The 18,019-nt window shown below is 72.6% G+C and carries 16 protein-coding genes; 11 read left to right on the top strand and 5 right to left on the bottom strand.

The features are described from left to right. Positions 1-17 precede the first annotated feature (17 nt). Complete coding sequence (locus H490_RS20755; protein WP_020381101.1) at positions 18-2,708, top strand: DUF11 domain-containing protein; 2,691 nt, start codon at positions 18-20, stop codon at positions 2,706-2,708. Positions 2,709-2,897: 189 nt separating this feature from the next. Here the strand turns inward: H490_RS20755 and H490_RS20750 are convergent, their stop codons facing one another. After that, a complete protein-coding gene (locus H490_RS20750) occupies positions 2,898-4,709 on the bottom strand; it encodes a lipase family protein (RefSeq protein ID WP_017883350.1) in 1,812 nt (603 codons plus the stop codon). 43 nt (positions 4,710-4,752) lie between these two features. After that, positions 4,753-4,995, bottom strand: coding sequence for a hypothetical protein (locus H490_RS33055; protein WP_202950825.1), 243 nt, complete (start codon positions 4,993-4,995; stop codon positions 4,753-4,755). A gap of 13 nt (positions 4,996-5,008) precedes the next feature. On the opposite strand from H490_RS33055, the gene H490_RS33050 reads away from it, so the two are divergent. The 7 genes from H490_RS33050 (at position 5,009) to H490_RS20720 (ending at position 11,515) form a co-directional block, all read left to right on the top strand. Beyond that, positions 5,009-5,605, top strand: coding sequence for a hypothetical protein (locus H490_RS33050; RefSeq protein WP_202950824.1), 597 nt, complete (start codon positions 5,009-5,011; stop codon positions 5,603-5,605). Positions 5,606-5,707: 102 nt separating this feature from the next. Further along, a complete protein-coding gene (locus tag H490_RS20740) occupies positions 5,708-6,724 on the top strand; it encodes an ABC transporter substrate-binding protein (protein WP_017883349.1) in 1,017 nt (338 codons plus the stop codon). Between the two features lie 13 nt (positions 6,725-6,737). Next, positions 6,738-8,657 carry a siderophore-interacting protein gene (locus tag H490_RS20735; RefSeq protein WP_017883348.1) on the top strand — a complete coding sequence of 640 codons (1,920 nt, stop codon included), beginning with the start codon at positions 6,738-6,740 and terminating at the stop codon, positions 8,655-8,657. After that, entirely contained in the window at positions 8,654-9,700 is a 1,047-nt protein-coding gene (locus H490_RS20730; RefSeq protein ID WP_017883347.1) for a FecCD family ABC transporter permease, read from the top strand. Before H490_RS20735 ends, H490_RS20730 begins: the two co-directional genes overlap by 4 nt. Further along, positions 9,697-10,467 carry a FecCD family ABC transporter permease gene (locus H490_RS32815; protein ID WP_017883346.1) on the top strand — a complete coding sequence of 257 codons (771 nt, stop codon included), beginning with the start codon at positions 9,697-9,699 and terminating at the stop codon, positions 10,465-10,467. Before H490_RS20730 ends, H490_RS32815 begins: the two co-directional genes overlap by 4 nt. A 17-nt stretch (positions 10,468-10,484) precedes the next feature. After that, positions 10,485-10,727 (top strand): iron chelate uptake ABC transporter family permease subunit, encoded by a 243-nt coding sequence (locus H490_RS32810; RefSeq protein ID WP_017883345.1) that lies wholly within the window; start codon positions 10,485-10,487, stop codon positions 10,725-10,727. Next, the gene (locus H490_RS20720) at positions 10,724-11,515 is read left to right on the top strand and encodes an ABC transporter ATP-binding protein (RefSeq protein ID WP_051066146.1); all 792 of its coding nucleotides are present in this window, start codon (positions 10,724-10,726) and stop codon (positions 11,513-11,515) included. The genes H490_RS32810 and H490_RS20720 overlap by 4 nt, the downstream gene beginning before the upstream one ends. A 49-nt stretch (positions 11,516-11,564) precedes the next feature. Here the strand turns inward: H490_RS20720 and H490_RS31045 are convergent, their stop codons facing one another. Beyond that, positions 11,565-12,020 (bottom strand): SIP domain-containing protein, encoded by a 456-nt coding sequence (locus tag H490_RS31045; protein ID WP_017883343.1) that lies wholly within the window; start codon positions 12,018-12,020, stop codon positions 11,565-11,567. Positions 12,021-12,157: 137 nt separating this feature from the next. Between H490_RS31045 and H490_RS20715 the strand changes: the two genes are divergently transcribed. After that, a complete protein-coding gene (locus tag H490_RS20715) occupies positions 12,158-13,984 on the top strand; it encodes an ABC-F family ATP-binding cassette domain-containing protein (protein ID WP_017883342.1) in 1,827 nt (608 codons plus the stop codon). A gap of 67 nt (positions 13,985-14,051) precedes the next feature. Here H490_RS20715 and H490_RS20710 read toward each other — a convergent pair whose 3' ends face one another. After that, positions 14,052-14,801, bottom strand: coding sequence for an ABC transporter permease (locus tag H490_RS20710; protein WP_017883341.1), 750 nt, complete (start codon positions 14,799-14,801; stop codon positions 14,052-14,054). A gap of 329 nt (positions 14,802-15,130) precedes the next feature. Between H490_RS20710 and H490_RS20705 the strand changes: the two genes are divergently transcribed. Next, positions 15,131-15,781, top strand: coding sequence for a VOC family protein (locus tag H490_RS20705; RefSeq protein ID WP_017883340.1), 651 nt, complete (start codon positions 15,131-15,133; stop codon positions 15,779-15,781). A 115-nt stretch (positions 15,782-15,896) separates the two neighbouring features. Here the strand turns inward: H490_RS20705 and H490_RS20700 are convergent, their stop codons facing one another. Further along, positions 15,897-16,580 (bottom strand): TetR/AcrR family transcriptional regulator, encoded by a 684-nt coding sequence (locus H490_RS20700; protein ID WP_017883339.1) that lies wholly within the window; start codon positions 16,578-16,580, stop codon positions 15,897-15,899. Positions 16,581-16,780: 200 nt separating this feature from the next. Here H490_RS20700 and H490_RS20695 point away from each other — a divergent pair, with 200 nt between their 5' ends. After that, positions 16,781-18,007: an acyl-CoA dehydrogenase family protein gene (locus H490_RS20695; RefSeq protein WP_017883338.1), complete on the top strand. Its 1,227-nt coding sequence runs from the start codon at positions 16,781-16,783 to the stop codon at positions 18,005-18,007. The last annotated feature ends 12 nt before the right edge of the window (positions 18,008-18,019 follow it).

The raw sequence follows: 18,019 nt of genomic DNA, 5'->3' as shown, positions 1-18,019 counted from the left end.
GGAGGAGACCGCGCGCGATGACCGCGTTGGCCCTTTCGCTGGCGGTGGCGGGCAGCGGGATGAGCCTGCTGCTGACCACTGAGCCGGCGTGGGCCGAGGATGCCCAAGCTCAGATCGAGCGACCCGCGGTCGACACGCCGTCCGCCGCGGAGCCGTCCGCCGACGCCGTGGCCCCGGCCGGCGGCGAGTCCGCCGAGGACGTCACGGCCGCTCCCGGCGTGACTCCGTTTGCACTCGCGGGCATGTGCGAGGCGAACACCTACTACACGATGGACCGCTTGGCAGCCGCCGGAACCGGCGTCTCGGTCAAGAAGGCCACCTACAACGACGACGGCACCATCAATCCCGAGCTCACCCCGATCGACGGCGCGCAGCCCCTCGACGTCGCGGGGCTCGGCGGCACCGCCGATGTCAACGGCAACGCCGCACCGAACACGCACTACCTGAACGCCCTGGGCGTGGCCGAGAACGGCGACGTCTGGTTCATCGATCAGCGAGGCATCTACGGCCAGGCCGGCGTCTCGAATCCGATGGTCGACGTGTACCACTACAGCGAAGGCCACGACGGCCTCGCCCCGCTGCACCTCGCCTTCCCGGCGATGTCGCTGAACAGCCCCACCGGCGGTTACGTCGTGGGCGGCGGAGTCGACCAGATGAGCGGGCACTACTACTTCGGCTACTTCAGCGACACGCCCGCGGAGGACAAGCCGGCGGGACAGGAGACCCGCCGGCTGCACCTCTACCGCGCGGTCGTCTCGACGCTCGGGCAGATGGAGCCGGATGCGGGAGAGGTCGTGCACGTCGACTTCCCGGTCGACGAGCGTTTCAGCGACAGCTACATGCAGCTCAACGGCGATCTCGCCTTCGACTCCGACGGCAACCTCCAGATGGTGATCGCGGACAACGACGGCAACGCTCAACGCGTGCAGGTGAACCGCGGCCTCTTCGCCGATGAGCCCGGCCGCCAGACGGGCCGCGTCTTCCCCGACGGATCCACCGACGGCGCGCGGGGCAGCGCGAGCGATCCGCTGAAGGTCCCCACGCGGATCGTCGGCCAGAGCTTCGTGACCGTGGCCGACGACTCGGCGCCCGCGATGAACGGCATCGCCTTCACCCACGACGGCCAGCTGATCACCCAGCGCGGCTCGATCAACGTCATGCGCGACGCGAACGACTTCATTCCGCTCGGCGTCCCGGCCACGATGAGCCCGGTCTCGGGCGATCTCGTCGATCTGGCGTCGTGCTTCTCGCCCGACATCGCGATCCCTCAGCCAGGCTTCGAGCTGACGAAGAGCGCGGATCCGGCCTCGGGCACGGCTGTGCAGGCGGGCGACCGCGTCGTCTACACCGTCACCGGCACCAACACCGGCAGCACGGTGCTCGATCCGGCCGAGATCGCCGACGACCTCTCGAAGGTGCTCGATTCCGCCAGCTATGAGGCGGATAGCCTGACGGCAACGGTGATCACCGCCGACGACGCCCGCATCGACGCCACCTCGGCGGCTCAGCTCGACGACGACCAGCTCGCCTGGGCCGGGGTGCTGCAGCCCGGAGACCTCGTTGAGATCTCCTACGCCGTCATCGTCAACGAGGGCGTCGAGGGGGAAACCCTCGAGAACCGGGTGTCCGCATCCGGCACCCCTCCCGGACTCCCGCCGATCGAACCACCGGCCGTCATCACCGAGCACCCGGTACCCGGATTCGTCATCTCGAAGGGCGCGGATCCCGCTGCGGACACGGAGGTCGCCCCCGGCCAGACCATCACCTACACCGTCACCGGCACCAACGCCGGAGCGACGATGCTGGATCCCGCGACCCTCACCGACGACCTCTCCGAGGTCGTCGCCCACGCCGCATACAACGACGACGCCGCAGCCGACATCGACGGCGATCCCGTCGTCGCTCCGACCCGCACCGACGACACGCTCGTCTGGACGGGTGCGATGCAGCCCGGCGAGACCGTCACGATCACCTATTCGGTGACCGTGAACGCGGATGCCTCCGACGTCTCCATCCACAACCTGCTCACCGGCATCGCCACCCCGCAGACGCCGGACCCCGAGAACCCCACCGGACCTCCCATCCCGGGCGAGCCGATCGTGCCGCCGCAGGAGGAGACCGAGCATCCGGTACCGCCCGCGGTCGACCCCCGCCCCAGCTTCGACGTCACGAAGACCGCCGACCCCGCCCCGGGCACGAAGGTGCAGCCGGGCGAGACGATCGCCTACACGCTCACCGGCGTCAACACCGGTGACACCGTACTCGACCCGGTGAACATCGTGGACGATCTGAGCGGCGTTCTGAAGTACGCGGAGTACCGCGGTGACGCGACGGCCACGGTCTCCGGCGCGGCTGCGGCTGCTCCGGTCAGGAACGGGGACACACTCACCTGGACCGGTGCACTGCCGCCGGGTGCGACGGTCACGATCACGTACTCCGTGACCGTGGACCGGGGCGCCGCGGGTCAGACCCTGCGCAACGTGGTGACCGGCGATGCGACGCCTCCGAGCGGGTCGCGGATCACGCCGCCTCCGGGAGCGACCGAGCACCCTGTGGATCCGACCGCTCCGGCACCGCAGAATCCCGGTGCGGGCAAGTCGCTCGCTTCGACGGGCGACTGGCTGATGCCGCTCGTCGGAGGCGCGGCTGCGGCGCTGCTCGCCGCGGGCGCGACCCTACTCGGCATCCGCCGGTTCAAGCGGGTGTAATGCCGAACGGGATCCCGCGCGTACGCCCCGCGGGATCCCGTTCCGAACTCCTCGATGCGTCCCCCTACAGCGCGTCGAGGCGCATGGCCCGCCCCGCTTCGAGGCGGGCCAGGAGGGGCCGATCCACGCGGGCATCCCCCATTCGCACGCGAGGGTCGGCCCCTCCGGCCTTTCTGCGGGACTGCCGCATCACCTCGGCAGGTCGTCGCAGTTGGAGGTGGCCGGGGCGTCGCTCCAGCGGTCGAGCGTCCACTGCACGATCTGCGGGGTGAGCGGCGAGTCGGCGGCGACGAGCGTGTTGTGGCTGAGCCCCGGGAAGGTGCGGTAGTCGATCTGCTCGCCCGCCTTGCAGCGCGCGGCGACCCAGTCGTGCTGCATGTCGGGCTTCACGAGCGGATCGGCGAGCCCCTGCGCGACCATGACGGGTGCGGGGAAGGGGCCCGTGGGATCCTGGGCCTTGAGCCGGTCGCCGAACTCGCCGGCGAGGACGCTGTCGGGGAAGATCTGATTCGGCACCTGCGAGCCCTGCAGGATGGCGGCGAGCACGTCGTCGCCGTTGAAGCAGAGGTCCTCGATCTTCTCGACACCGCCGGCCGAGCCGGGGGTGAGGTGCCGCTCGAGCTCGAGCTCGGGGTAGATGCGGTCCCAGGTGGCCGCGATGTAGGCGGACACGGTCTTGCCCGCAGCGTCGGTCTTGTCGGCCTCGGCGAGGCCGTAGAGGTCGGCGGCCGGCGCGAACGCGGCAACGCCCTTCACGGTGAGCTCGGGGGCGTAGTCGCCCGCGATCTGGCCCGTCCACAGTGCGCCCTGCCCGCCCTGCGAGTGGCCCCAGACGACCGTGTCGGTGGTGGTCTCGAGCGGATCGAACTGCTGCACGGCCCGCGACGCGTCGAGCACGTTACGGGCCTCTGCGTCGCCGATCAGGTAGGGGTGGGTGCCCTGGGTGCCGAGCCCGATGTAGTCGGAGGTGACGGCGACCCAGCCGTGCTGCGTGACCATCTCGGCGAGAGCGGTGCCCGCGCCGTCGGCGAAGGGGGCGGCGCTCAGCGATGGTGCGCACTTCGGCACGACGCCGGTGGTGCCATGCGCGACGGTGAGCAGTGGAAGCGGCTCGTCGCCGAGCTGCTTCGGAGCAATGACGGTGCCGCTCGACACGGCCGGCGATCCGTCCGGGTGCGTGGTCGTGTAGAGGATCCGCCACGCCTGTGCTCCCGCGGGCACACCGGTCGTGAGGGGCTCGGATCGCAGCAGGCGTCCGGGCTCGTTCGGCGCGTCGGCGGGGGCGGTGTAGAAGCGGCCGGGCTCGGGGAGGGGAGCCCCGCCGAGGATCGCGCCGCTGCCGTAGGCGAGCAGCAGCGCGAGCGCGAGCGCTGCGACCGAGCCGACGGCGCGCGCCCAGCGGCGCGCGCGTGAGGGGCCCGAGACGGCGTCGCCCGGCCCGTCCACGGCCTCGCGATCCGCCGCGCCCCGGCGGGAACGGCGGCGGGGGATCAGCTCGATCAGCGTGCGCAGCCCGAAGAACACGAACCAGGCGCCCACCCCGTAGCGGAACACCGCGAGGGTGAGCACCGGCCAGGTGAACGTGAGCGCGCCGAACGCCGCGGTGGCGACGGCGGCGATGAGATCGGAGGCCCGGTCGGGCGCATCCGAACGGAGCGCGCGCACCGCCGAGAACAGGCCGTGCGCGATGATCGCGGCGCCGATGAGGAAGGCGAGGCCCGGTGCGCCTCCGGCCGGCCAGACCGCGATGATGGCACCGAGCGCGATGACTAGGGCGCCGAGGGCGAGACCTGCGCGCGGGACGCGGCCGGACCCTGCGGCGCGATCCTGCCGGGTGCGCAGCAGCAGCGACACCCCGGTGATCACCAGTGCGACCCCCGTGACGACGGCGAGCGCCTGGGGCGACAGCGGTGCGAGGAACAGGGCGGCGCCCGCGAGCACCGAGCCGAGGCCGAGCATGATGCGGAGGGGCGTGCCCGCGTGCGACTCAGAGGAGGTCATGGACCTACTCTGGCACAGGTGTCGCCGTCGCGGGAGAAGCGGATCATCCTCCGGTTGCGCGGGTCTCGAGCGCGGCGAGCGGGGCGGCCGCCAGCAGGCGCTGCGGCACTCCCGACTCCCGGCTCAGCGACTTCAGCAGGCTCGCCCGGGAGGCGTAGCCGGCGTAGTGCGCGGCGGCCGGCAGGCTGTCGCCCGCGCGCAGTCTGCTGATAGCGACGTTGAGTTTGGCCCGCGCCCGCCAGTTCGTGAACGGCAGCTCGGTCTCGTCTCGGAACAGGCGTTGCACGTGGCGCACGCTCGTGCCGCCGCCTCGCGGCGAGGCGTTCGAGCGTCAGATCGCTCGCGACGGCCGCGCGGGCCACGTCGCGGGCGACGGGGTGGGCGGGCATGCGCAGGACGAAGTAGGGGGCGTCGAGGTCGAGCAGCACCTCGTCGAGCGCGTCGCGGAAGACGCGGATCTGGGCGTCGGTGCGGGGGGAGGCCCCGAGGATCATGCGCGCGATCTCGGTGAGCCGCGGCACCACGCCGAGCACGCGCATCGGCACGGGTGGCGTCGTGCCGGGGGAGAGGAATGGCCCGAGCACCACGCTGTCGGGGGCGTACTGCGCGGAGTGGGGTACGTCGGCCGCGAGCCAGAGGTTCTCCTTGGCGTCGAGGTGCACGGGGGCGCCGTCGACGACAAGGTCGGCGGTGCCGCTCACGACGTGGATGAGGTGCGGCACCGGGTGCGTGTGGGTGTCGTGGCCGAGGAATCGCACGGAGTTCTCGGGCACCACATCGAAGAGCCGGGTGTGCGGCATGCGATCCCCCTCTGTCTTCCGACCATTCATGTCGTCTCGGTGCGGCTGCGGTGTCGGGTTGGTGCTCGCCGTTCGACGGGAGCCCCAATAGTCTGATTAAGGTAAGTGTTGCCTTACCAAGTCAGAATTTTACCGTACATCGGATCTGCGCCGCGATCGTCGCGGCGAGGGATCCCCGCGCCCTTGAAGAGAGCCTCCATGCCACTGCGGTCCCGAACCTCCGCCTCCCTCTCCGTCCTCGCCACGCTGTTCATCGGCGCCTCGCTGGCGCTCACCGGCTGCTCGTCGGGCACGGCGGACGCACCGTCGGCGGCCGCCTCCGAGGAGCAGGGCGCACAGGACCGGGTGGTGCAGACCGAGCAGGGCGAGGTCACCGTGCCGGCCGACCCCCAGCGGGTCGTCGTGCTCAACTACGCCCTCGCGGGCTACCTCTACGACCTCGACGTGCCCGTCGTCGCGACCACCTCCGAGGACTTCGACTACGATCCCGCGTTCTCCGAGCTCTGGGGCGACGCCCCCGAGCAGCACGGAACCGAGTTCATCACCTGGGGCATGGACGGCTTCGACCTCGAGGCGATCCTCGGACTGGAACCCGACCTCATCCTCGCAGGCGGGCTCGGCCTGCCCAACGGTCTCGCGACGAAGGCCTACGACCAGCTCTCGCAGATCGCGCCCACCGTCATCGTCGGCAAGGACCTCGACACCTGGCAGCAGCAGTACTCGTTCATCGCGGGCGACGTGCTCGGCCGCGAAGACGACTACGACCGCGCCGTCGCAGAGTACGACGAGCGCGTCGCCGAGGTGAAGGGCGCCATCACCGTTCCCGTCGCCCCCGTCGCGGTGCTCACCGTCACGGCCGAGGGCGCGCCGTACCTGCTCTTCGAAGACAGCGGGCTGCCCCATACCCTCGGCGAGCTGGGCTTCACCCCGGCTCCGCTCGTCGAGCAGCACAGCCTCGAACCGTACAACCCGGGTGGCGACATGGCCGAGCTGTCGACCGAGCAGGCCGGGCAGATCCTCGCCGACGTACCCGCGCTCTTCATCACCGGCTTCAACTCCGACACCACCGACGTCGCCACGCTGCAGCAGCCGATCTGGGCCGGCACCACGGCGTTCTCGACCGGCAACGCCTACGACCTGCCGTACTGGACGGTGCGCGGCGACTACGACGAGGCCATGGCCCTGCTCGACATCATCGAGCAGCAGTTCTCCTGATCCGAGGCTCCCGATGGCACACCACACCCTGGTGGTCCACCCGCTCGTCCTGCGCCAGGCGCGGGTCGAGCGGGTGGTCGACGTCACCCCGCGCATGCGCCGCGTCACCCTGACCGGCGAGCAGCTCGGCGCCTTCACATCCGAAGGCGTCGAACTGCCCGCGTTCGCGAGCCCGGCGTTCGACGACCACGTCAAACTGATCTTCGCGTCAGACGGCGACGTGCGCTCCGTGCTGCCGTTGCAGCTGCCCCACGGCATCGAGTGGGAGCCCTCGGAGACGCGGCAGGGGCGCGACTACACGCCCCGGCGCTACGACCCCGGAATCCGTGAGCTCGATCTCGACTTCGTGCTGCACGGCGAGGGGCCGGCCGCCTCCTGGGCGCGCGGCGCCCGGCCCGGCGACGAACTCTGGTTCGCCGGGCCGAAATCGTCGACGGTCGTTCCCGCCGACGTCGACTGGGTGCTGTTGGCGGGCGACGAGACCGCGCTGCCGGCGATCGCCCGCTTCTTCGAGGAGCGCCCGGTCGCCGCGCCCGTGCGCGCCGTCGTCGCGGTGAGCGACCCCGAGGCCAGGCAGGAGCTCGCAGTCGGCCAGGCGGACGCGGTGGAGTGGGTGGTCGCGGACGCGGGCGACGAGACCGCGCTCGCCGCGGCCGTCGGGCGGGTCGAGCCGCTGCCCGGCACTCCCTACGTCTGGGCCGCCGCCGAGAGCCGATCGCTGCTCGCCGTACGCCGCCGCGCGCGTGCGCTCGGGGCCCCGAAGAGCCACGTCAACATCACCGGGTACTGGCATCTGCGCGACGAGGAGGCTCGCGGCGGCGACGCCGCGCCCGGCCGCGCCGCCGCGGGTGCGCCCGGCGTCTCCGTCGGGCTGCCCTCGCCGCCCGTCGAGTGGTTCGCCGTGCGCGCCGCGCTGCGCCTCGGGCTCCTCGACGCGGTCGCCGACGGCGCGCTCGGGATCGGCGCGCTCGCCGCCCGGCTCGGTGTCGGGGCCGCATCGCTGCGGGTGCTCGCCGACGCGCTGACCGCCGGCGGGATCCTCGCGATCGAGGGCGGAGAGGGAACCGCGGGCGGGTCCGAAGACGGTGAAACGGCCGGCGCCGGTGAGGAGGCGAGGATCGGGCTCGGCCGGCTCGGGGAGGAGCTTGTGGAGAACGAGCACGCGCGCGAGCGGTTCGACGGGATGGCCGCGGATCAGGTGCTCGCGCTCGCCGCGCTGCCCGAGGCCATGACCGGGGGCGGCCCCGCCTGGCGGATCGCGCACCGCAGCACTCTGCGACAGACGGTCGTGGCCGATGCCGACGAGTACGCGGAGCTCGTCGAGCACGCCGAGGGCGCGGCGTCGGTGTTCTCCGGCCTGCCCGCTTCGCCCGTGTGGCGCGGGCCCCGACGCATCGCCGTGACCGGCCCGGGCGCGCTCGCGGTCGCCGAAGCGCTGCGAGCGGCCGTCGACACCCCGCTCACCGTGGTCGAGGAACCCGGCCCGCTCGGGGTGCTGCGGGAGGCCGCGGGCGAGGATCCCGACATGACCTTCTCCGCGAGCTGGGACGGGCACGAGCTGGCCGTCGCCGTGTTCGCGCTCGCCCACCGCACCGACGGAGAGGCGCGCGAGCTGCTCGCACAGCTGCGCGAGGCGGCGCCCGCGGCCGTGCTCGTCGAGCAGCTCACGCCCGACGGCCTCAGCCCTGCGAGCCGCGCCCACGGCGCCCTGGTCGATCTCGGCACACTCGGTGATCCGCCCCGCACGGCCGAGACGGTGCTGAACCTCGCAGCCGAGGCCGGCTGGCGCGTCGCCGCCCGCCGCAAGCTCGGCTGGGGCATCGAAGCCGTCGAACTCGTCGGAACGGAGCCGTCGCCCGACTGGGGCGGGGCCGAGTCCGCGCGGGGCGCCGGTCCCCACCCGGGCACACCCGGCCCCGACCGCGAATCGTGACCCGCGCGCTCGCACCCGCGCCGCTCGCGTGCGGCGCCGCTCCGGCCCGGCGCCGCAGTCGCCCCCTGTGGCTCGCGGCGTCGCTGCTGCTGCTCGCGGCGACCTGCATCGCGAGCCTCGCCGTCGGCTCGGCGCAGCTCTCGCCCGCCACGGTGTGGGAGGCGCTCACGGTTCCCGACGGCAGCATCGACCACGTCACGATCGTGACGCTGCGGGTGCCCCGCACGGTGCTGGGCGTGCTCGTCGGCGCGGCGCTCGCGGTCTCGGGCGCGCTCATCCAGGGGCTCACCCGCAACCCGCTCGCCGATCCCGGCATCCTCGGCGTCAACGCGGTGGCCGGGTTCGCGATCTCGGTGGGCGTGGCCGTGCTCGGGGTCACGCGCATCCAGGACTACCTCTGGCTCGGGTTCGTCGGCGCCGTCGTCGCCGCCGCCCTCGTCTACGGCATCGCCTCGCGCGGCGCCGGGGGAGCGACCCCCGTCAGGCTCACGCTCGTCGGCATCGCGCTGGGGGCCGTCTTCATGGGGGTGTCGCAGACGCTCGCGCTGCTCAGCACGCAGACCTTCGACCGGATGCGGTTCTGGGGCGCCGGCACCATCGCCGACCGGCCCGCGGGCACCATCGAGACGATCTGGCCGGTGATCGTGATCGGCCTGCTGCTCGCCTGCACCACCGCGCGCGGCATGAACGCGCTCGCCCTCGGCGACGACCTCGCGCGCTCCGTCGGCACCCGCATCGAGGTCACGCGGGGCGCCGGGCTCGTCGCCATCACCCTGCTCTGCGGCGCGGCGACCGCGGCGGCCGGCCCCATCGGCTTCGTGGGGCTCATGATCCCGCACGCCGTGCGCTTCGTCACCGGCCCCGACCAGCGGTGGATCCTGCCCTTCTCCCTGACGCTCGGGCCCGTCCTCGTGCTCGCCTCCGACATCCTCGGCCGCCTCATCGTCTGGCCCGCCGAGCTGCAGGTCGGGGTGGTCACCGCCTTCATCGGCGCTCCGGTGCTGATCGCGCTCGTGCGCCGCACCCGGGTGGGCGCGCTGTGAACCGCGAACTGGTGCTGCGGGCCGGGCCCCTCACACGGCGCACCACGGTCCGCGCCGTCGCCGTGCGAGCCCTGCTCCTCGCGCTCGTGACCGCCTGCGGGCTCACCGCGCTCGCCGTCGGATCCCGGCCCCTCGACCTGGGCCAGGTGCTCGCCGCCCTCGCTCCCGGCGCCGAGGGCCTCGACCGCATGGTGGTCGTCGAGTGGCGCGCCCCGCGCGCGGCCGCGGCGGTGCTCTTCGGCGCGTGCCTCGGGCTCAGCGGCGCGATCTTCCAGTCGCTCACCCGCAACCCGCTCGGCAGCCCCGACATCGTCGGTCTCAACACGGGCGCCTACACCGGCGTCGTCGCCGTGCTCATGCTCGGCGGCACGGGCTTCGCGGCGCAGGCGGGCGGCGCGCTTCTCGGGGGGCTCGGCGCGGCCGCGATCATCTACCTGCTCGCCTTCAGGCGCGGTCTGAGCGGGTTCCGGCTCATCATCGTGGGCATCGCGGTGTCGGCGATCCTGTCGTCGGTGAACACCTGGTTCAGCGTGAAGGCCGAACTGGGCCTCGCCGTGCAGGTCGCGGTGTGGGGCGCGGGCAGCCTCGCCGGCGTCGAGTGGCCGGTCGTCGTGGCGGCGCTCGCGGCCGCGGTGCCGCTGCTGCTGCTCATGCCGACGATCGGCCGACGCCTGCGCCAGCTCGAACTCGGCGACGACGCGGCGGCCTCGCTCGGTCTCGCCGTCGAGCGCAGCAAGGTGCTCGTGGTGGTCGCGGGCGTGGCCTGACCGCGGTCGTCACCGCGGTGGCGGGACCCGTCGCGTTCATCGCCCTCGCGGCGCCCCCGATCGCCGCGCGGCTCACGGGCCGCACCGGCTCCTCGGACCTGCTCGGCGCCGCGCTCGTCGGCTCGCTGCTGCTCGCCGGCGCCGACCTCATCGCCCAGCACGCGGTGCCGGGCGCCACCCTGCCGGTGGGGGCCGTCACGGTCTGCATCGGCGGCGGCTACCTCGTCTGGCTCCTCTTTCGCGAAAGCGGTCGTTCATGAACCCATCACCCTCCCCGCTCGTCGCGTCGGGCGTGCGAGGCGGCTACGCCCGCCGGATCGTGCTCGACGGCGTCGACGTCGAGATCCCCGACGGATCGTTCACCGCCATCATCGGGCCCAACGCCTGCGGCAAGTCGACGCTGCTGCGCGTGCTGGCGCGGCTGCTGAAGCCCAGGGACGGTGCGGTGCTGCTCGACGGCGCCGACATCGGCGACCTCTCGGCGAAGCAGCTCGCCCGCCGGCTCGGGCTGCTGCCGCAGACGCCGATCGCTCCCGACGGCATCACCGTCGCCGACCTCGTCGGGCGCGGGAGGCACCCGCACCAGAGCCTGCTCTCGCAGTGGAGCCGCGGCGACGAGGAGGCCGTCGCGCGGGCGATGGCGGCCACCCGGGTGAGCGAACTCGCCGAGCGGCAGATCAGCGAGCTCTCGGGCGGGCAGCGCCAGCGGGTCTGGATCGCGATGGCGCTCGCCCAGCAGACGGGGCTACTGCTGCTCGACGAGCCGACCACCTACCTCGACATCACCCACCAGCTCGAGGTGCTCGAACTGCTCGAGCGGTTGCGGGGCGAGGGGCGCACGATCGTCGCCGTGCTGCACGACCTCAACCAGGCCGCGCGCTACGCCGACCACCTCATCGCGATGCGGGACGGGGCGATCCTCGCGCAGGGTGCGCCGGGCGAGCTGCTGACGGTCGAGACCGTCGAGCGCGTGTTCGGGCTGCGGTCGCGCATCATCGCGGATCCCGACACGGGGTCGCCGATCGTGCTGCCGCGGTCCGCGGTGTAGGGGAGGCGGCGGGCGGCGCCCGGGGCGCTCCGGCCCGCCGGCGCGGCAGCTATCGGGACATCTCGCCCGACCACAGCTGGTCGACCTCGGCTTCGACGCGGCGCCAGAAGCTGCGCATGACGGAGCTGGAGCGCGCGCCCATCCAGAGCATGAAGTGCCAGGAGTGCGGATCGGCGCGGATCCACTCGGAGAGCCACGCGTCGACGGCGTCGGCGAGGGTCTGACCCCGGGGCACGCCGATGCCGGGTCGGGTGCTCGGGCGGCGCTCCTCGCGGCACAGCCAGGTCACCCCGACGTGGTGCGGCGCATCGAGCGGTTGGATCTGGAACGGCGTGAAGACCTCGATGAAGATCTGGCCGTAGCTGTGGCGGGGCAGGGAGGCGCACCAGGCCCGCAGCCCCGGCAGGTCGCTGATGTCGCCCGCTGCGAGCACGCAGTCGAGGTGGCCGTGATCGTGTTCGGCGTGCGTGCGGGGGTCGGTCGTCGCGGAGTCGTCGGGGTCCATGCCTGCAATATTAGGCAACACTTCCCTTCATCTGATGAATGTTGAGCGGATCCTCAGGCGCGGCCGCGACGGCGTCCCGGCTCCGAGTTCCCAGCGCACAGCCCCGGCGGCGAGGCGCTCACTAGACTGGACGGGTTATGGCTCATCTGCTGGGGGCCGAGGCCCTGCACCTCGAAGTTCCGACCAAGACCGTGTTCGACTCGGTGACGCTCGGCGTCGCCGAGGGCGACCGCATCGGCATCGTCGGCCGAAACGGAGACGGCAAATCGAGCCTGCTCATGATGCTGGCGGGGCGCCGCGAGCCCGACGGAGGCCAGGTCACCGTGCGCAGCGGCACCACCATCGGCGTGCTCGACCAGGCCGACGTCTTCGACGCGGGCGAGACGGTCGGTCACGCGATCGTGGGGGAGCGGCCCGAATACGAGTGGGCCGGCGACCCGCGCACGCGCGACGTGATCGCGGGGCTCGTCGGCGACCTCGACTGGGAGGCGCCGCTCGACGCGCTCTCGGGCGGGCAGCGCCGCCGCGTCGCCCTGGCGCGGCTGCTGGTCGGCGACTACGAGATTCTCTTCCTCGACGAGCCCACCAACCACCTCGACGTCGAGGGCATCGCCTGGCTCGCCGATCACCTGAAGCACCGCTGGCCCAGAGACCAGGGCGCGCTGCTCGTCGTCACGCACGACCGCTGGTTCCTCGACGAGGTGTGCACCGCCACCTGGGAGGTGCACGACCGCATCGTCGAGCCGTTCGAGGGCGGGTACGCCGCGTACATCCTGCAGCGGGTGGAGCGGGATCGCCAGGCCGCGGCCATCGAGCAGAAACGGCAGAACCTCGCCCGCAAGGAGTTGGCGTGGCTGCGCCGGGGCGCTCCCGCGCGCACCTCGAAGCCGAAGTTCCGCATCGACGCCGCGAACGCGCTGATCGCCGACGTGCCCGAGATCCGCGACCGCGTCTCGCTGCAGTCGATGGCGGTGCAGCGCCTCGGCAAGGAGGTCGTGAACCTGCTCGACGCGGGCGTCTCCTACGGCGACCGCGTGATCCTCGAAGGCATCGAGTGGCTGCTCGCGCCCGGCGAGCGCACCGGCATCCTGGGCGTGAACGGCGCGGGCAAGTCGACGCTGCTCGGGCTCGTCTCGGGAGACGTGGAGCCCACGTCCGGGCGGGTGAAGCGGGGCAAGACCGTGAAGGTCGCGACGCTCACCCAGCGCCTCGACGAACTCGAGGAGCACCTGAACGAGCCGGTGCGGGTGGTCATCGCCCGACTGCGCACGAGCTTCACCGTGGGCAGCGGGTCGAAGGCCCGGGAGCTCACGCCCGGGCAGATGCTCGAGCGCATGGGCTTCACGAGCGCGCAGCTGTCGACCCCGGTGAAGGATCTGTCGGGCGGGCAGAAGCGGCGGCTGCAGCTGCTGCTGATCCTGCTCGACCAGCCGAACGTGCTGATCCTCGACGAGCCGACGAACGACCTCGACACCGACATGCTGGCCGCGATGGAGGATCTGCTCGACTCCTGGCCGGGCACGCTGATCGTGGTGTCGCACGACCGGTACTTCCTGGAGCGCGTCACCGACCAGCAGTACGCGATCCTCGACCGTCGGCTGCGGCACCTGCCCGGCGGGGTGGATCAGTACCTCGAGCTGCGGGCTGCGCAGGATCGCGCGAGCTCCTCGGCTCCGACGAGCTCGGCCGGCGGCGCTTCGCCCCCTGAGCCTGTTCGCGGGCAGGAGGCGCCCGCCCTCTCGGGTGCCGAGCGCCGCGCCGCCGAGAAAGAGCTGTCGGCGGTCGAGCGCAAGATGGAGCGGCTGCAGGCCGACATCGCGAAGTCGCGCGACGGCCTCGCCGACCTCGATCAGGCCGACTACCAGCTGCTCAACGTCGAGATGGCGAAGATCACCGCGTTCGAGGACGAGGTCGCGCAGCTCGAGGAGCGCTGGCTCGAGCTCGGCGAGCAGCTCGACTCCTAGCCGCGTCGCCGACCGGTGGGACCGTCACGCGCTCGCCGGGCCCGCCGGTATCGCCGAATCGATCGGATCAGCGCGGAGGCAGCGGGCGCTGCCGCACGGGGGCGAGACCTCGAGCCACGATGACCGCGGTAATTGCGCCCGCCGCCAGGATCCCGGCGAGCACGACGACCTGGAACCGGCCCGCGTCGATCGGGTCGAGGCCCCCGAAGATCGCTCCGATGAAGGCGCCGGGTAGCGTGACGAGCCCCGTCGTCCTCGTCTGATCGGTCGACGGCACGAGCGCCTCGCCGATGGCCCGCCTCGCGAACCCGGCGGTCGCCTGCCGCGGTACCGCGCCGAGCGCGAACCACCCCTCGATCTCGTCCCAGTGCTGGTCGACGCCCTCGTGCACGCGCCGCGCTGCGAGGGTCGCCACCGTCATCGCGTTGCCGATCAGGATGCCGCCCAGCGCGAGCAGGTAGCGCGGCGCGAGCTCGACCGCGCCTGTCGCGAAGATGACGACCAGCGTCGTCGCCACGCCCGCGAGCATGCCCGAGGCGATGATGCCGAAGCTGCGCCACGCCCACGCGACGCGGCGGGCGCTCGTCACCGACGCGACGGCGAACATCACCGCGAGCGCGACCGCCACCCAGAGCGGGTCGCCGATCGCGCCCGTCAGTACGATGCTCAGCACGGCGAGCTGCACGCCGCCGCGCAGCACCGCGACCGCCGGAGCCCACCAGCCGGCCACTCCCGCGGTTCGCAGCACGACGGCGCCGAGCGCGGCGAGCACCGCGATCCCGGCGATCGTCGGGATCAGGGCGACGGCGTCGGTCATCGTCGGGGGAGCGGATCGCGGGCGGTCACACGCCCATCGTAGGCGGGATCCGGCACTTCTCCCACCGAGAGGATGCCTCCGCGACGAGGCCACCCCGTGCGGGCGGTGCCGCGGCCATCCTCTGGTCGCGGGTCTCCTCTCAGGCCGGCCGCTTCTGCGGCATCCTTCCGGCAGCCTTTACGGAGTGTGACGGGGGCCGTTCCGGTCGCCTCGCGTCTGTGGTGGACTCTGCTCAGGGCCCTGCTGGGCCCTCCGATCCGGACCACTCCGCGAGCGCACCCGCGAGCGAAGCCCGAGGCCGGAACGACCCGAGCATCGGAAGGCATCCCATGAGCATCCCTCGACTGCTGGACCACGTCGTCATCGCCGGCCCCGACCTCGCCTCGCTCGTCTCCTGGTTCGCCGACCGCACCGGCGTCGTGGCGGCGCAGGGAGGGACCCACCCCACGGGCACGGCCAACGCGCTCGTCGCGCTGACGATCGGCGGAGCGCGCGGCCCGCAGTACCTCGAGCTCATCGGCCCCGACCCGGCGCGCGCGGGGGAGGCTCCGCCCGCGACGTTTGGGATCGACGCCCTGCAGAGCCCGAGGGTGCGCGCCTACTCGGTGCACCCCGACGACATCGACACGACGGTCGCCGCCGCGCGCGACCGGGGCTACGACCCCGGAGACGTGCGGGACCTCTCCCGGCGCACCCCGGGCGGCGAACTGCTGGAGTGGCGACTCACGGGCACCGGGGAGGATCGACTCGACACGCCCTTCCTCATCGACTGGGGATCGACGCCGCAGCCGGGGTTCGGCGACATCCCGTCGATCGAGCTGGTCTCGCTGGTGCGGGTCGAGCCCGATCCCGAGCCCCTGTGCGAGACGACGGCCGCACTCGGCCTCGGCGACGGTGCGGCGCAGATCGTCGCGGGCGACCGGCCGGGCTATCGGCTCGAGCTGCGCCGAGCGGACGGCGCGGTCGTCACCCTCTTCTGAGGCGCGGACCGGCCTGCCTGAGCCTCGGCGGATCCCCGCCCCGGCCCTCGTGGCGGGAGGCCGGTCGTGTCGGTCGACCGGGCCCGCAGATCCCCGAGGCGTCGGCGCGTTCGACTCAGCGGCTCTCGCGATCGAGCTGCGCGGCGACCGCGCCCAGCACGGCGTCGGCCGATCCGGAGGCGTCGTAGACCGCCACCAGCACCCGCTGCCGATCTCCCTCGTCCGAGAGCCAGCGCTCGTAGAGCGCCACGAGCCGGTGCAGATCCCGGGTGACGGCCCGCGGGGCGTCGGCGATCCGATCCCGAAGCCAGTCGCGCAGCGTCGCATTGTGCACCGCCACGAGCGACGCGGCCAGGGCCGGCGCCACCCAACCGGGGGTCGCGGGCTGCTGCACGCGGCGGATGTAGCGCGCGAAGACGCGCTCGTAGCGGTGCGTGATCACGAGCTCGCGGTCGCGCAGCGCCGGGGTGTCGTGCATCAGCTCGAAGCGCAGCCGGGCGGCCTCGGGGTCGCGCACCAGCAGGCGCAGCACGTCGGCCGTGCCCTCGACCAGGGCCTCGCCCGGGTCGAGGTCCGTGGCGCCGAGGTGCCCCTCGAGCTGGGCGAGCGCGTGGTCGTGGTCGGCGAAGATCACGTCGTCCTTGCTGCCGAAGCGGCGGAAGAACGTGCTGCGACTCATGCCGACCGCGTCGGCCAGGTCGCCGGCCGTCGTCGCCTCGTAGCCCTGCTCGGCGAGACGGCGGATGGCGGTGACCGAGCTCTGCTGATCGGCTGGCGCGGGCGGGGGCTTCGCTGGCATACGCCGACGGTATCACGTTTTCGCCGAGCTGGTACTGGGTTTCATTCGATGGATCTGATAGCCGGCGCCAGTGCGCAGGCCTCTATCGAGCGAATGGGATCTTGACATGAGACGGAGTCTCAGACATGCTCGAATCACGCGCCGTACCGTCGCCTCCTCCGCAGCGACCCCCAACCCCGGCGGCGCAGGGAGGACCCGCAATGTCGCAGAACAGCACGTCGCCCGTGGCGCTCGGAACGCAGGAGCCCGAGTACGACCTCTGGCAGCCGCTCGATCCCGATGTCGCCGGAGTGTTCCGCGGCATCTCGGCCGAAGACCTCGCCTACCGCGACCGTGCGCGCGAATTCGTGCAGAACGAGGTGCGCCCGGTGATCGCCGGCATCTGGGACCGCGCCGAGTACCCGCTCGACCTCGCGAAACGTCTCGGAGACCTCGACCTGCTGCGCGACGGAGTCGACGTCGCGGGCTTCCCCGAGCAGAGCCTGCTCGCCGCGAGCCTCACCACCATGGAGCTGTCGCGCGGCGACGGGTCGATCGCCACGATCGTGGGGGTGCAGGGCGGTCTCGCGATGCGCTCCATCGCGGAGTGCGGCTCCGATGAGCAGCGGCGGCACTGGCTCGAGCCCATGGCCCGCGGCCTCGAACTCGGAGCCTTCGCGCTGACGGAGCCCACGCACGGATCCGACTCCGTGAGCCTCGAGACCCGCGCCGAGTCGAGTGACGACGGCTACGTCATCACGGGCCACAAGAAGTGGATCGGCTCGGGCAGCGTGGGGCGCATCGCCGTCGTGTGGGCGCGCGGCGATGACGGCCAGGTGCAGGGCTTCATCGTGCCGCAGGACGCCCCCGGCTACCGCGCCACCACCATCGAGGGCAAGATGTCGCTGCGCGCCATCTGGCAGGCGCACATCGAGCTCGACGGCGTGCGCGTGCCCGCCGGGGCGAAGCTGCCCGGCGCGCGCAGCTTCAAGGACACGGCCCGCGTGCTGCAGGCCACCCGTCTCGGCGTCGCCTGGGGTGCGCTCGGCCAGGCGACGGCGGTCTACGAGACCGCCGTGCACTACGCGAAGCAGCGCGTGCAGTTCGGGCGTCCCCTCGCAGCCTCGCAGATCGTGCAGTCGCGCCTCGCCCAGATGCTCTCGCAGCTCACCGGGCTGCAGACGCTGCTCATGTCGCTGACCCGTGCGGAGGAGCGGGGCGAGCTGTCGGGGCCCGGCGCGTCGCTCGGCAAGTACACCGCCACCCGCACCGCCCGCGAGATGGTCGCGAACGCGCGCGACCTGCTGGGCGGCAACGGCATCCTGCTCGAGAACCGCGCGGGCCGGCACTTCGCCGACATCGAGGCGCTGCACACCTACGAGGGCACCGAGACCGTGCAGGCGCTCATCATCGGCCGCGACATCACGGGCGTCTCGGCCTTCGCCTGATCCTCGGCGCGG

This window comes from Leucobacter sp. UCD-THU, from assembly GCF_000349545.1.
Lineage (GTDB): Bacteria > Actinomycetota > Actinomycetes > Actinomycetales > Microbacteriaceae > Leucobacter > Leucobacter muris.
Note: the sequence above shows the minus strand (reverse complement) of the source record. Positions and strands in the feature narration are given on the sequence as shown.